The 15,115-nt window shown below is 36.6% G+C and carries 14 protein-coding genes and 1 riboswitch; of the genes, 5 read left to right on the top strand and 9 right to left on the bottom strand.

Translation table 11 applies throughout. The features are described 5' to 3' along the window. Positions 1-57: 57 nt before the first annotated feature. The 6 genes from ACM5BR_RS11115 to ACM5BR_RS11090 all read right to left on the bottom strand — a co-directional run bounded on the left by ACM5BR_RS11115 (position 58) and on the right by ACM5BR_RS11090 (position 5,651). Positions 58-1,194, bottom strand: a complete 1,137-nt coding sequence (locus ACM5BR_RS11115) for a mannosyltransferase family protein (RefSeq protein ID WP_416827974.1) — start codon at positions 1,192-1,194, stop codon at positions 58-60. Positions 1,195-1,221: 27 nt separating this feature from the next. Continuing rightward, a complete protein-coding gene (locus ACM5BR_RS11110) occupies positions 1,222-2,004 on the bottom strand; it encodes a Cof-type HAD-IIB family hydrolase (protein WP_416827973.1) in 783 nt (260 codons plus the stop codon). 487 nt (positions 2,005-2,491) lie between these two features. Further along, entirely contained in the window at positions 2,492-3,289 is a 798-nt protein-coding gene (locus tag ACM5BR_RS11105; protein WP_416827972.1) for an ABC transporter permease subunit, read from the bottom strand. 35 nt (positions 3,290-3,324) lie between these two features. Next, positions 3,325-4,122 carry an ABC transporter permease subunit gene (locus ACM5BR_RS11100; RefSeq protein ID WP_416827971.1) on the bottom strand — a complete coding sequence of 266 codons (798 nt, stop codon included), beginning with the start codon at positions 4,120-4,122 and terminating at the stop codon, positions 3,325-3,327. Continuing rightward, positions 4,119-5,009, bottom strand: a complete 891-nt coding sequence (locus tag ACM5BR_RS11095; RefSeq protein WP_416827970.1) for an ABC transporter ATP-binding protein — start codon at positions 5,007-5,009, stop codon at positions 4,119-4,121. The genes ACM5BR_RS11100 and ACM5BR_RS11095 overlap by 4 nt, the downstream gene beginning before the upstream one ends. A gap of 15 nt (positions 5,010-5,024) precedes the next feature. Beyond that, positions 5,025-5,651 carry a TetR/AcrR family transcriptional regulator gene (locus ACM5BR_RS11090; protein ID WP_416827969.1) on the bottom strand — a complete coding sequence of 209 codons (627 nt, stop codon included), beginning with the start codon at positions 5,649-5,651 and terminating at the stop codon, positions 5,025-5,027. Positions 5,652-5,866: 215 nt separating this feature from the next. Here ACM5BR_RS11090 and pepT point away from each other — a divergent pair, with 215 nt between their 5' ends. The 3 genes from pepT (at position 5,867) to ACM5BR_RS11075 (ending at position 8,937) form a co-directional block, all read left to right on the top strand. Then, positions 5,867-7,099, top strand: coding sequence for a peptidase T (gene pepT, locus ACM5BR_RS11085; protein WP_416827968.1), 1,233 nt, complete (start codon positions 5,867-5,869; stop codon positions 7,097-7,099). Positions 7,100-7,315: 216 nt separating this feature from the next. Further along, positions 7,316-8,089 carry an MBL fold metallo-hydrolase gene (locus ACM5BR_RS11080; RefSeq protein WP_416827967.1) on the top strand — a complete coding sequence of 258 codons (774 nt, stop codon included), beginning with the start codon at positions 7,316-7,318 and terminating at the stop codon, positions 8,087-8,089. A gap of 86 nt (positions 8,090-8,175) precedes the next feature. Further along, a complete protein-coding gene (locus ACM5BR_RS11075) occupies positions 8,176-8,937 on the top strand; it encodes a DUF3800 domain-containing protein (RefSeq protein WP_416827966.1) in 762 nt (253 codons plus the stop codon). Between the two features lie 347 nt (positions 8,938-9,284). Here the strand turns inward: ACM5BR_RS11075 and ACM5BR_RS11070 are convergent, their stop codons facing one another. Continuing rightward, a complete protein-coding gene (locus ACM5BR_RS11070) occupies positions 9,285-10,289 on the bottom strand; it encodes a glycosyltransferase family 2 protein (RefSeq protein ID WP_416827965.1) in 1,005 nt (334 codons plus the stop codon). A 376-nt stretch (positions 10,290-10,665) separates the two neighbouring features. On the opposite strand from ACM5BR_RS11070, the gene ACM5BR_RS11065 reads away from it, so the two are divergent. Further along, positions 10,666-11,130, top strand: a complete 465-nt coding sequence (locus ACM5BR_RS11065; RefSeq protein WP_416827964.1) for a hypothetical protein — start codon at positions 10,666-10,668, stop codon at positions 11,128-11,130. A 57-nt stretch (positions 11,131-11,187) separates the two neighbouring features. Here the strand turns inward: ACM5BR_RS11065 and ACM5BR_RS11060 are convergent, their stop codons facing one another. Together ACM5BR_RS11060 and thiC are read right to left on the bottom strand one after the other, a co-directional pair. After that, on the bottom strand, positions 11,188-12,384 hold the full coding sequence (locus ACM5BR_RS11060; protein ID WP_416827963.1) for a class I SAM-dependent rRNA methyltransferase: 1,197 nt from the start codon (positions 12,382-12,384) through the stop codon (positions 11,188-11,190). Between the two features lie 365 nt (positions 12,385-12,749). After that, positions 12,750-14,474, bottom strand: coding sequence for a phosphomethylpyrimidine synthase ThiC (thiC, locus tag ACM5BR_RS11055; RefSeq protein ID WP_416828583.1), 1,725 nt, complete (start codon positions 14,472-14,474; stop codon positions 12,750-12,752). Positions 14,475-14,675: 201 nt separating this feature from the next. Continuing rightward, a riboswitch (TPP riboswitch) is annotated at positions 14,676-14,789 on the bottom strand. 137 nt (positions 14,790-14,926) lie between these two features. On the opposite strand from thiC, the gene ACM5BR_RS11050 reads away from it, so the two are divergent. Continuing rightward, positions 14,927-15,103, top strand: a complete 177-nt coding sequence (locus ACM5BR_RS11050; RefSeq protein WP_416827962.1) for an H-type small acid-soluble spore protein — start codon at positions 14,927-14,929, stop codon at positions 15,101-15,103. The last annotated feature ends 12 nt before the right edge of the window (positions 15,104-15,115 follow it).

Below are 15,115 nucleotides of genomic sequence, written 5' to 3'. Positions count from 1 at the left end.
TAAAACTTCGTCTTAGGAGACGAAGCTTGTAAAAAACGATTTTAATAGATTCCTAACCTATGCAAACCAATTGTGGTGAGTGAATGTCCACGCCCCTATAAATGTCATGATTGCAAAGAATCCTAAGACAACACGTTGCATCCGCTTTGGCAGGACAACTGCCATAACACCATAGATTGGGAATATAACACTTACATAGCGAAATGTACTATAGAAAGGCACTCCTCGCGTATCAAATGAAAACGAAAGTATCAAATTCGCTATCGTGAATAGGATCATACCAAGCCTTTCCCACGGAATGGTTGTACGTATTTTCCAAATGCTGACGGTCCCCATATACACAAAGATCACACTCGCAATCCATAACCCCTGTCTCCCATCGCGTATATCTGCCAAAATCGTTCCAAAAAAGCCTTGTACGATTTGAACCCAAGGCCATACAAAATAATGATCCCAGTTCACTGATTGGGTAGTTGAAAAAATTAAAGGGTCCTTAAATTCCACGTATAAATAAACCATATAAGATACGATACCTACTAGTATGCTTAAACCCCATGCCAATGCACGACCTGTCATTTTCCAGTCCTTCTTTCTTATAGAACCGATGAAAAGAACAAGTGGATACAGACCGAACCATATCGTTGTGGCACGGGTTGACGTTAATAGCGCTGCAAAAAGGCATGCATACACCCATTTCCCTTTTACCGCCATATGCAAGGAAGCAAGAGAAAACAGAACGGACCATACCTCTGTATAGAGGGTAGTATAATAAAACGCACATGGATTTAAAGCAAAAAACCAAATTCCCATCCGAATCTGATCCTCTGTCAAATTCATACGTTTAAACAATTCTTGCAACAAATATAAACAAAGAAAAAATGCAATTCCTGTTAGAAGAAGAACAACATATACATTATTTACGACTTTGATTAAAACGGGTACAAATGGAAAAAATGCAGTTGCTGTCGTTGTTTGATAGCCATGCTGAGCAATTTGTAAATACCAAAGACTATCCCATTGGAACCAAGTATTAGCCATTGCATTAAAGGCCATTGGGATATGCTCTGTATTTTTGTAATAAGGTAAATAGGTTCCAAGCAATATAATTAAATAATGTACAAAAAATGGTACAAGTAATGGATGCCTTTTACGGGGTGCAAGGTCGTTAGCCCGAGGCAGGATCTTGTCAATCATTGTTTCACTCCTTAAAATTGGTACTGCTTATAATAAACCTAACACTTCTAATCCATGCTTTACTCCGTCTTCATCAGCGGTTTTCGTTACCATATTTGCGTGTGCTTGTACTTCCTTACTTGCATTGCCCATAGCTACACCCATCCCAACAAGGGATAGCATTTCAACGTCATTCAGCCCATCGCCAAATGCTACTGCCTCATCTGGCGCAACCCCTATTTTTTCAAGTATTTTTTCAATACCAGTAGCCTTTGTACCATTGGAAAGGTTCACATCACAAGTACGCATACCTGGCTGGCTCCATCTTCTAAAGTATAGCTCTGGAATATTCTCTTGGTACTTTCGTTCCTCATTTAGGTCACAATGAAGAAATAATTGATAAATTTCCTTCTCCTTCCAAAACAAAGCAGAGGCCTTCTGCGGCATTATAGAATCATTACGAAATGCCTCTTTTACGTACGGATGATCTGTATTCGATACACGAAACTCTGCCCCCGCTAAATACGTGAGCGGATGTTCATTTTCTTCAGATTGTATATAAAGTTTATCGAGCACCTTTTTCTCGATGGGAGCTTGATGAATCATCTTACCTTCATGAAGTACATAATTCCCATTGAAAAAAATCATAGAGTCCACTTCCAATTGATCTACAACGGTTTTTGCAAAGTATGGTGCTCGTCCTGTTGCTATAATTACGTTAAGATGTTTCTCCTTTAGACGTTTAATTGCTTGCTTCGTAACTTCCGACATACATTTCTCATGAGGCACAATTGTACCGTCAATGTCTAGAAAGACAGCCTTATAGCTCATACAAAAATTCCTCCCTCTGTTTTACCATTTGAAGTGAAATAATTCTTCTATCATGAAAAAATATGCATACCAATAGTAAATAACAATGATGCGGGCCTTGCCAGCACATGTTACATCGGTCACATATCCTAGTTTTTTTAGCAACAACGTATTTATTTTAGCATATCCTAGGCAAAAACAGGAGGTCATACAACATTTACAAGTACCCATTCCATTCATAACAAGGTAGAAGCTAATCAAACGTTTAAATAGGACCCTACTACACATTTCCCTATAAAAAATAGGCCACCTGGAAAATGATGGCCTATGCTATGAGCTCCAATCGAAATAAAGTTTATCCCGCTTTAACGGGCAGTAATACCCCCACTTCAAGGATTAGAGAAATCAGAAAAGGCTAAGTGGGGGATAACTGCCCGTAAAAGTCCGATTGGTTCAACTAACCCTCGGTGGGGTAAGAGAAAAAACCCCCACCGAGGGAAGTTTCACTTTATACGTGCAAATCTCTTTTCTGATTATACATATACGTAAAAACACCTAACAACCCTATAATAATCACCGAACATACGATAAAGACAGGCTGAAAACTACCGCCATACATAAGATCAATAGCTCGAAAATATTGAAATGGAGATAAATATTGCAAAAAAGTTAGATTGGAATTGATTTCGATTGCACGGGATAAGACAAATGTACCAAGTAAGATTCCTGTTGATATCGCAGTAGCACTTTGTGGATGCGGACTGCTCACCGCCACGCTTGCCCCAATCCATAAAAAGATAAGCTGTATGATAAACATGCCGACCATTAATTTTGTAATATCGCCGCTTACCGCCTCGCCTTTGCTAAAGTAGGAAACAAATAAAAGGGAGGACAGATAGGTAATAAGATTTAAAATAAGAATATGAACGAATGCAACTGCCAGCTTTGCTGTTAAAATGCTATTTCGAGACACGGGTTTGACAAATAGAAATTCAGCTGTTTTATCTCGTTCTTCTTTACTAATGATCGCCGCTCCTATAATTGCAGCATGTATCGCTGCCATGAGAACAATATAAATAAAGAGAACGCCATAATATCCGCTTACTTTCGATAAATCAAAACCTCCCAAACTCATCATGTCCTGCAGCGCCTTAGGCATCTGTGCGATTACGTCTTTCATAGAACCCGCTGTTGATGAAAATCCTGCATATTTCCCCATGCTAGCTGCAATTAGCAAGATCATACCTATGCTCCACAGGAAGAGTGATTTTCGGTTTGCTTTCATTTCTCTCATAAATACATTCATAGCATATACCTCCTTTTCTACTTAAATTCAAAATGTTAAACAGCGTGAATATCTTTTCTTACATACATCAGATAGCTAGCAGTTACTGTAAGGATGACTACTACTATTCCTACAGCTATGAATGATCCTTCGTACGAAGAATGTTCGATAATATAAGAAGAATTAAAATATTGAAAAGGAGTTATATACCGCAATGAGTTATCTCCAAGCACAGAAGTAAACATACTAATAAAGTAAAAAGTAAATACTGTTCCTAACGAAACCGAAATAACCGATTTAATTTTACCAAGAATAATAGATAGAAAAATACCAATAACCAAAAACAAGATCTGAACAAAAAACATAGTTGCCGAAATCATGAGAAATACCGTTATATTATAGTCTTCTGTTTTGAAAATATTCGCTGCGATGATTGCACATATGATGTACACCATATTCGTAATAACAAGAGATGTTACAGCTGCTAATAGCTTTGCCGTTAATATAGACGACCGTGTTATCGGCTTCGTTAAAAGAAAATCTGCTGTTTTCTCCCGAAGTTCCTTCGACAAGATCGATGTTCCAAGATTCATAGCTTGAATAGCTCCGCATAGCACAATATAACCAAAGATAAAGGAATAGAAACGGACAAGTGATGCCATTTCCATAACATTAAGTCCCAGTGCTTTTTTCACTGCGTCTGGATAACCTTGCAGCAGTTTTTGCGCATCTACTGCATCCTTAAAAAAACTCGAAAATAAGGATAAATAGAAGAAGAGCATCACAACTAATGTACATGTCCAAACGATGCACGACTTTCGGCATGCCTTCAATTCGTGTAAATAGACATTCATACCGTTTCCTCCTTCTCATAATAATGCAAGAATATTTCTTCGAGGCTCGGCTCCTCAATCCAAACATTTGCTACCTCAATGTCTGCGAACTTTTTCATAATCGAATTAATGTTTCCTTTAAATAAAAAGCTAATCGTATGATTTTTACCCTCTAGCTTTGAAACGCCCGGAACGTCAAAATATTGTTTATCTACCTCAGAAATAAGCTCTATTTTAAACTTCTTGTAGTTGTTTTCTTTTAACGTACTAATTTTTTCTACATTAATAATTTTGCCCTCTTTAATAATCGCAACACGATCACAAAGCTTTTGAACCTCACTTAAAATATGGGAGGAAAACAAAATCGTTGCCCCTTTTTTATTTTCTTCTAATAGCAGTTCAAAAAACTTTTGCTGCATAAGGGGATCTAATCCACCCGTAGGTTCATCCAATATTATAAGTTTCGGTTCATGAAGCAGCCCTTGCACGATACCAACCTTTTTCTTATTTCCAAAAGATAAATCATCAATCTTCTTCGTAAGATCCAATTCCATAATATCTGCTAATTCTTTCATTCGTTTGCTGCAATCCTTTTTATAGAAGCTTGCCGAATAGTTTAATAAATCAATAACCTTCATATGGTCATAATAAAATACTTCGGATGGTAAATAACCAATATCCTTAGCAATTTCTGATCTTTTCTCTAGAATGTCTTTTCCAAATATCGTAGCACTGCCACTCGTAGGACGAATCAATCCAAGCAAAGTTCGAATCGTCGTTGATTTTCCAGCTCCATTTGGACCGATAAACCCAAAGATTTCGCCCTCTTCTACTTGAAAGCTTATATCCGTAATCCCTCTCGATTCCCCATAGCTCTTCGTCAAACCGTTTAACTCAATGACATTCATAATATAACCTCCCACCTAGGATTGATAAAAGCTTTCCTGCAATATTTCAATATAACGATCAACTTCTTTGAAAACTTGCTTGTAATCGATGGAACTTGCAGCTGAATGTTTCAGCTTCTTCACTTCTGATGCACTTATTCCTTCAAATGTCCAAATAATAATGTTCATTACCTTCTCTATATCAACTCCTTTCTTAAATTTCGAAACATCAATATCTTTAAATATTCGTGTGTAGCCATTTTCACTCAGTTCCTTACTTTTTTCCTCCACATGCTGCTTAATTTCCTTTGATTCATCCAGAACAGCAGCCATTAAAAAATCGATTATATGGGGAGTCTTACGAATCAGTTCTAATTTCACACCCATTATTTGCCGTAAACGTAAGAATATATCCTTCTCCCCAAAATCAATTTTTCCATATAATTCATTCACACTGAGTTCGACGCAATAATCAAATACAAATAAAAATAACTGCTTCTTATTCTTAAAATAATGAAAAAGTAACCCTTTTGATATGTTTGCATCCTTTACAATTTCATTCGTTGAAGCTTGATCATAGCCCTTATTGGCAAATTCCTTTATCGCAGCATTTACGATACGCTCTTGTTTTTCCTTTTCAAGATTCATAAATTTTGAAATCATAGCTTTCTCTTCCTTCAGTACTCACTCATTTGACCAATGTGGTCAATTTCATTATATTTCCATTGACCACATTGGTCAATACGAAGGAAGGGATAATTGTTACAATTTTTTGATTTCTTTTCACCCACCCTTCCCTCATGCAGAGTTGCATATGATGTTTGTTTTCTGGTACCGTGATACTATATACATATACCGAAAAATGGAGATGAAGGAAAATGAAAAACGAAATCATCGAAAGATTTACTTCGTATGTAAAAGTGGATACACAATCCAATGAAAATAATGATACGTGCCCTTCCACACCAGGACAGCTAACACTTCTAAACATGCTAGTAGAAGAACTTACGTCCATTGGTATGCAGGAAGTAACCATTGATAAGAATGGTTACGTCATGGCTACTCTCCCAGCTAACACAACGAAAAACGTTCCAACCATTGGCTTTATGTCTCACGTCGATACTGCAACAGACTTTACCGGTACAAATGTCAAACCGCAAATGATTGAACAATACGATGGCAACGATATCGTATTAAACAAAGAGCAGAACATTATCATGACAGTAGAACACTTCCCTGAACTTAAAAATTATAAGGATCATACGTTGATTACAACCGACGGAACAACGTTGCTTGGCGCTGACGATAAATCAGGTATTACTGAAATTATGACTGCAATGGCATACCTTATCCAACACCCTGAAATCAAACACGGGAAAGTACGCGTTGCCTTCACTCCCGATGAAGAAATTGGCAGAGGACCGCATAAATTTGATGTAAAAGCATTTAACGCATCCTATGCCTACACAGTAGATGGCGGCCCTCTTGGTGAGCTCGAATACGAAAACTTTAACGCTGCCGCTGCCAAGATTACGATCAAAGGTAAGAATGTACATCCAGGTACTGCAAAAGGAAAAATGATCAATTCAACTAAAATTGCTATGGAGCTTAACAGTAAGCTTCCTGCAGAAGAAAGCCCAGAGGCAACCGAAGGCTATGAAGGCTTCTATCACTTACTTTCTATCAATGGAGATGTAGAAGAGACGAAGCTTTCTTACATCATACGGGACTTCGACAAAGAACAATTTGAAGCAAGAAAAGCAACGATTCAAACCATCGTAAGTGAACTTCAAGAAAAATATGGAAAAGAACACATTCTTCTTGAAATGAAAGATCAATATTACAACATGAAAGAAAAAGTTGAACCTGTGAAAGAAATTATTGATATTGCTTACACAGCAATGAAAAACTTAAATATTGAGCCAAACATTTCACCAATTCGCGGCGGTACAGATGGAGCCCAAATTTCTTATATGGGACTCCCAACACCGAATATTTTTACTGGCGGCGAAAACTTCCACGGTAGATATGAATTCATTTCTGTTGATAATATGATCCAAGCAACGAATGTTATTATTGAAATAACAAAGCTTTTTGAACAAAAAGCGTAAGACTTATACTTTAGCAAATGAAAAGAGATGGCTCTTTCTTAAGCCATCTCTTTTTTCGTACAAAAGAATAAGAATGATCCCCTGATTATTCAATGTAAAAAAGCGGGTTCTATTTTGTTATAATACAGTTTAGAAAGGTTGGTGATGTTCATGAGGCTATCCGTACTAGTCGATAATCATACGTTTATCGATCGGTATTTCTTAGGAGAACCTGCATTGTCATTTTTTATCGAAGCAGATAATAAACGGATTCTATTTGATACCGGATATTCTGATATATTTATTAAAAATGCTCAAAAAATGAACATTGACTTAAGGGACTTAGATTACGTTGCCTTGTCACATGGACATGTTGATCACACCTGGGGAATTGTTCACTTAATGCAATTACATATGGAAGCTAAAAATGAACACATAACATATAATACTCCTTCTATTATTGGTCATCCTATTGTTTTTGAAAGCAAACTAGTACCATCGATAGGTGAGATTGGAAGTATACTATCGAAAGAAAAATTGGAAAGACATTTTCCTGTTCATTTATCAAAAGAACCCTTTTGGATTACAGATAAATTAGTTTTTTTAGGTGAGATTAAGCGAGTTTTTGATTTTGAAGGAAAAGATTCTATTGGGAAAATCGTAACAGGACAAGGTGAATATGAAGATTTTATTCAAGATGATTCGGCATTAGCCTATAAATCGTCTGAAGGGTTAGTTATTATAGTTGGATGTGCACATTCAGGAATTTGTAACATCATTGAATACGCAAAAGAAGTGTGCCAAGAAGAAAGAATCGTAGATATAATTGGCGGTTTTCACCTATTAAATCCTCCAAAACATCAACTCGAACAAACCGTACAGTACATAAAAAATCTAAAGCCAGCAAACCTCCACGCTTCTCATTGCACAGATTTTCGCTCGAAAGTAGCTCTTGCGCAAGTTGCAAATAGTGAAGAAGTCGGAGTAGGCTTACAGTTAGAATTTTTGTAAGTGATACATACACGGTCCAGTTGAAAATGGAACATGTAAACGCAAGCAAACATACCAAACACTGAATTTTGAAAGTAGGAATTCCTTTGACTTTATACGGATTTTATACAGATGAATCTGGTAATAACGGATTTGGAGATATGCATAATCAACCCGTACTTTGCTATGCAGGTATTCTTGTTCCACTCGAACAACAAATTCATTTAAATCATGAAGTACAGAAAATTCTAGATAATTTAAAGCAAGATATTAAGCTGAAGATTCATGGCATTCCAGAAGAACATTTTGATGAAATTGATTTCTTTAAGTATTTCGAGATACATGGGAAAGCTTTTATTGATGGAGAAAATTTCTATTACAATCTATCAGATGAAGAGCGATTTCGTATTATAGGAGATTGTCTCAAACTGCTGCAAAATCAAAACATTATCATTGCAGCTTCCATAACGAATAAGAAAACATATTTAACAAACACAAAAGATCAAAACCATAATAAAATGCACATTCAAGGGTATACAGAACTGATACATATACTAAATGGCCAACTCGCTCATCATAATGAATATGCATTTATCGTCTGCGATGATGGGAAACCAAGTGAAATTCGAAATTTTTATCAGGCCTTAAAAAACCCGCACAATAAACGTGTATATCCTGATTTACAGATTAAAGTCTCTCACGATAAAAATTGCACATTAATTCAGCTAGCGGATCTCGTTAACTTTATCACATCTGTTTACTTTCGAAGCTACTATCATTATCCGCCTAGAAAACGGCATCAAGCAGAGATACTACAGCTATACAAACAGTTTATACAACATAAAATAAAGATTTATGAGTATACCTAAAAAAAGAAGGACCGTACACGACGTGCGAGTCCTTCTTTTCAGTCGCACACAACGTGCGACTCTACCTATATCATACCGATATGAACGTTACTTTATGACAAATCAAAAACAAAAGCACATGTCTCTAAATCAAGCGGAGTTAGAAACATATGCTCTGTATAAAATTGGATTTAGTCGTACACAGCGTGCGAGCAAATCCCCATATTTTCACCAAAGTTAAGCTTAATCGTACACAACGTGCGAGCAAGCTTCTTAATACATTTATTTTATCAATTCTATACTGAAAGTCAAGATATTGGTTCTCTAAAAACTACGATTTGTATGCGAAGATCAGGAAAAGCCTGTCCCTAGTTATGTTCACCTATCATTTCTTTTTCTCGTTCATCCTTCATTTGAAACCCAATAGAATATAAATCTGTTTCAATGGTAAAACGAGGGCGCCGTTTCGTTTCTTTAAAAATTTTTCCAATATATTCTCCGAGTACACCAATAGCCATAAGCTGTACGCCGCCGATAAACCAAATGGATAGGATAAGGGAAGTCCAGCCGCTTTCCACATTGCCCAAAGTCTTCTGTACTAGGGTGTAAATCGCCATGATAATACTAATAACGGTAACAAAAAATCCAAGTGATGACACAAAGCGTATAGGTGCAATAGAAAAGGAAGTAATACCATCTAGTGCAAAGCTGATCATTTTCTTCAATGGATACTTTGATTCTCCAGCAAATCTTTCAGCACGATTGTAATATACTTTCGTAGACTTAAATCCAAGTAAAGGAATGATCCCTCTAATAAACATATTCTCTTCTTGATACTTCAAAAACTCGCCTAATGCACGCGAACTTAATAGACGAAAGTCTGCATGATTTGGCACTAGCTTAACGCCCATTTTATTCATAAATCGATAGAACGCCAATGCAGTTCGCCGTTTAAAGGCTGTATCCGTATCACGTTTATCACGTACTCCATACACAACATCATAGCCTTCATTGTATTTTATAACAAACTCTCGAATTGCAAGAATATCATCTTGTAAATCCGCATCAATCGATACAACACAATCAGCATAACGATACGCAGTTTCTAATCCTGCTAACAGTGCTCCCTGATGCCCAAAGTTACGGCTTAACTTCAATCCAGTAATTGCAGGACTCGTCTTAACATAGCTTTCAATAATGGCCCATGTTTGATCTCGGCTGCCATCATCCACAAACAGAATATTACTTTTCTCGTTGATTAATCCATCTTGTTTCATTTCTGCTAACAAATTGGTTAATCTCGATATTGTTTCACTTAATACTTCTTCTTCGTTATAGCATGGGACAACAATCGTTAAAACGGCTTTCTTCATTTTTTCCTCTCCTAGTACAATCCGTTTCAAAAGCTACGTTTTCTTATTAGTATTATAACACTTCATGCTGTATATACAGTTTAATTTCCTATTGCTCTTATGTATCGTATTTACGAGCCTTTAGAAAGTGCCTATTTTGATGTAACCTCTCGAGAATACAATTCCATTGTTCTATAACAAAATTAACATCTTATTTTTCATATTGAAGTATATCTATGTATTTGATTAAATTATACAACATAAACTATTCTCGTGGAATTAAGGATTATATAATGTGCAACTTTCTCGTCTCTCCTAATTTGGGCCCTAAGGCATGATTGTATTGTATGTGCTATAATTAACAAACAAAATGATATCCTACTTAAACGGAGGCAGCATGCTAACTTTTCAAGAAAAACTTGCTATTATTGCATCATTCCCTGAATTAAAACGAAAAGACGTATCACTCGGCCGAATTAATTTTCATTACGAAGAAAGTACGTCAGATAAAAAGAACGTTGTGTATCATCTACACCCAAATGGAAATGGCTTTGTCTATGCTGAACATTTACAAGGATTTGTAACCAATGATAAAGGATTTGTAAACATTCGCGACTTTTCCGAAGACGATCTTCGTTCTATCCTAGAACGTTCGATTCGTGGCCTATCCAAATCCATTGAAACAGAAGCAACGATTCAAGAAGAGGAAGAGTGGATAAACGAAGATGGCCATACCCTTATCCTAATGCAAGAAGATGATATGTGGAATGTATATGCTGGAACGTTACTAGACGGAACGTTTCACTCCTACAACCAAGCACTTGGCTATTTGGATGAGGAAGGATTTACCCGCCGCTCGTAACATTCTACTATTACAAAAAGGGTCGTTTCTCTCGTATAGAACGACCCTTTACATGTATTACTTCATCTTTTTTATAAATACAACCTTAAGATAATTTCCCTCTTTATATTCCTTTATCGTCTTAAAATCAGATGGCAAGGAGAACTCTTCTAAAATTTTGTAAGATGTACTTGTTTCATAAAATGCCTTATCAATAAATTCCTTAAATTTATGCATATCAAATGTACTGCAGTTTGTAGAGGCTACGATAATTCCATTCTTTTCTGTAATTGCTATCGTTTCTTTCAATAAGTTCGTATAATCCTTGGCTGCACTAAATTTGAATTTCTTCGATTTAGCAAAGCTAGGCGGATCAAGAATGACCATATCGAATGTAAGCTTCTTGCGCGCTGCATATTTAAAATAATGAAATACATCTTCTACAATAATATCCTGTGCCTCATAATCAATATCATTTATGCTAAATTGTTCAATCGTCTTTGCTAAACTTCGATTTGCTAAGTCCACACTGGTTGTTTTTATAGCTCCCCCTAAAGCTGCGGCTACAGAAAACGCTCCCGTATACGAAAACATATTTAAAACCGTTTTTCCTTTTGCATACGTATCTCGAATTGTCCGTCTCACATCTCGTTGATCAAGGAATACACCAACCATCGCACCATCGTTTAAATATACAGCAAAGCATATTCCATTTTCTTTGACGATAATGGGAAACTGTCCTCTCTCACCCGTCACAAAATCATCTTCATCCATATACTGTCCCTTTGTATCAAAACGCTTTTTCTGATAGATTCCCTTATATTCCACGATGTTTTGCAGGGACTGAATCACATAGTCTTTAAACGCATAGATTCCTTTGCTATACCAATTTATTACGTAATAGCCATCATAGTAATCAATAATTAAGCCGCCGATTCCATCACCTTCACCATTAAATACACGAAATGCTGTCGTTTGTTCATCCTTATAATAAGGTAATCGGTGATGGATTGCTTGTCGTATTTTTTCTTCAACAAACGTTTGATTAATGACTTCTGCTTCATTTCGACTCAATACCCATCCGTATCCTTTATTTTGCTTACCATAATAGCCTGTTGCTAGAAATTGATTTCTCTCATCCACCAATCGAATGATTTCTCCTTCATCATGAAGGTTCTTGTCATTTGCAATCGCATCCTTGGTAAGCAATGGATACCCTCGTTTTATTTTATTACTATATTTTGATGTAACTGTTACACTCGTTTCAGTCTTCATTTCGTTCATCCAATCTATTATTTATGTGTTTATTTTAACAAGAATAGGCTGATTTCATTTTAGTATCTCAATCATATTACTTTGGCGGTACAGATAAGTCAAACGACCTTATTGAAAGTATTAATAATTAAAAAAACCATCTTTTTTAGGAATCGTTCCTAGAAAAGACGGCTCATGAAGTTCTGTACTAGTAATACGTGCTCTCAGAATACCCACACTTCTGACACACCCTCATTACTGTAGTTTCCTGAAATATATGGTTACAGCTACAATAAATCGATTGAATTTTATCTTCCATTTCGCGAATTTCATTCTCTAAGCTTTCTATTTCACGCTTTAGCTTTTGTATTTCCTTAAGGTTATGATTATCGATAAATTTCGGATCCATTATCAACAAATTCCTTAGCTTTTTGTTTCATTCCTTCTACAGCTTCTTCTTTCGAAAGTTTTTCCTTTTCCATTCCTCGAATATCGTGAGAAATTCTCATCGAACAAAACTTTGGTCCGCACATGGAACAAAAATGAGCTGTTTTTGCCCCTTCAGCTGGAAGTGTTTCATCATGGTATTCTCTTGCACGTTCTGGATCAAGTGATAAGTTAAATTGATCGTTCCAACGGAATTCAAAACGCGCTTTCGATAAAGCATTATCTCTAACCTCTGCACCAGGGTGTCCTTTCGCTAAATCAGCAGCATGTGCAGCAATTTTATAAGTAATAACCCCTTCACGAACATCATCTTTATTTGGTAATCCAAGATGCTCTTTTGGCGTTACATAACAAAGCATAGCTGTGCCAAACCAACCAATCATCGCAGCTCCAATAGCGGATGTAATATGGTCATATCCTGGAGCGATATCTGTTGTTAATGGGCCTAATGTATAGAATGGTGCTTCATGACAAATTTCAAGCTGCTTATCCATATTTTCTTTAATCTTATGCATTGGTACATGACCTGGGCCTTCAATCATTACCTGCACATCATGCTTCCATGCGATTTTCGTTAATTCTCCTAATGTTTCAAGTTCAGCAAATTGAGCTTCATCATTTGCATCTGCAATAGAACCAGGTCGTAATCCATCGCCAAGCGAAACAGAAATATCGTATTGTTTTAAGATTTCACATATTTCTTCAAAGTGTGTGTATAAGAAGCTTTCTTGATGGTGTGCTAAACACCACTGTGCCATAATCGAACCACCGCGGGATACAATTCCCGTTGTACGTTTTGCTGTTAATGGAACATAGCGTAATAAAACCCCAGCATGAATCGTAAAGTAATCGACGCCTTGTTCAGCTTGTTCAATTAACGTGTCGCGGTACACTTCCCATGTTAAGTCCTCTGCGATTCCGTTCACTTTTTCAAGCGCTTGATAAATAGGTACTGTGCCGACTGGAACCGGAGCATTACGAATAATCCATTCTCTCGTTGTATGAATATTTTTACCTGTTGATAAATCCATGATTGTATCTGCGCCCCAACGAGTCGCCCACGTCATTTTTTCAACTTCTTCCTCGATAGAAGAACCGACTGCAGAGTTCCCAATGTTTGCATTTATTTTTACATAAAAATTACGGCCAATAATCATTGGTTCACTTTCCGGATGGTTAATATTTGCTGGTATGATCGCTCTTCCCTTTGCTACTTCATCGCGAACAAACTCCGGATCCATATTTTCACGAATCGCTATATACTCCATTTCCGGAGTAATGATTCCTTTTTTAGCGTAATGCATTTGCGTCACATTCTGTCCTGCTTTTGCACATAACGGTGTTGTATTTCGATTCGGGAACCATTCAAGGTTTGCACGAATATCGCCTTCTGTGAATCCATTATCTACAGGTTTGATATCTCTTCCTGGATATGTCTCAACATCATTACGTTCTAAAATCCATTCTTTACGTAATTTCGGCAGCCCGTTTCTAATGTCAATCACACATGCTGTATCTGTATAAGGACCACTCGTGTCATATACTTGAACAGGAGCATTTTCTTCTTCACTAAAAGAAGTAACGGTCCGACTTAATTCGATTTCTCTCATGGGAACCTTTATATCTGGTCTTGACCCCTCAACATACACCTTTTTACTCCCCATAAATTGGGATTTCAACTCGATATTGACCTCTGTTTTCTTTTGCAATGTAACTTCCCCCTTAAAAATAGATATTGAAACCTAGGAGTTACAGCATAGGTCCATCCCTATATAAATGAGAAGGAAAGACAATAAAAAAAGTTCTGTTTACACAGAACCTGGTTTATCGTCAAAAAGTAGTAGCGTACTAAAAAACAAATAACAGACGCCTTCGTACTACTTCCCTACGCTGGTATGATCCAGATCAGGTTCAAAGGGTCAAAGAATTATGTGCATTCTTTTCTCAGTCCAAGCATATGGACACCCCTAGTAGAGCTTACGTTTTTACATATTTTGTTTTCGTGTTAAATATATCATAAAGTTTAGAAAAAATAAAATGAATTGATTTTTTTTGCATATGTACCGTTTTCATCACAAATACTATAAAGGATTTTTTTATAAGGAGGAGATGAAGTATGAACCAACAACGTGCAAAAGATATCGCTGCTTCACCTATTATGGCAAATGTTACGTACAATGGCGTTCCTATTTATATCCAAGAAGTGAATGATAATTCCATGGCTAGAATTTATCCCCTGCATCAACCAGAACAGGAACAAAGTGTACCTATAAGCAGCTTAATAGAACATTAAAAACAAGTAGGA

It is taken from the genome of Ectobacillus polymachus, assembly GCF_048159605.1.
Taxonomy (GTDB): Bacteria; Bacillota; Bacilli; order Bacillales; family Bacillaceae_G; genus Ectobacillus; species Ectobacillus polymachus.
The sequence above is the reverse complement of the archived record's forward strand: the minus strand, read 5'-3'. Positions and strand labels throughout refer to the sequence as shown.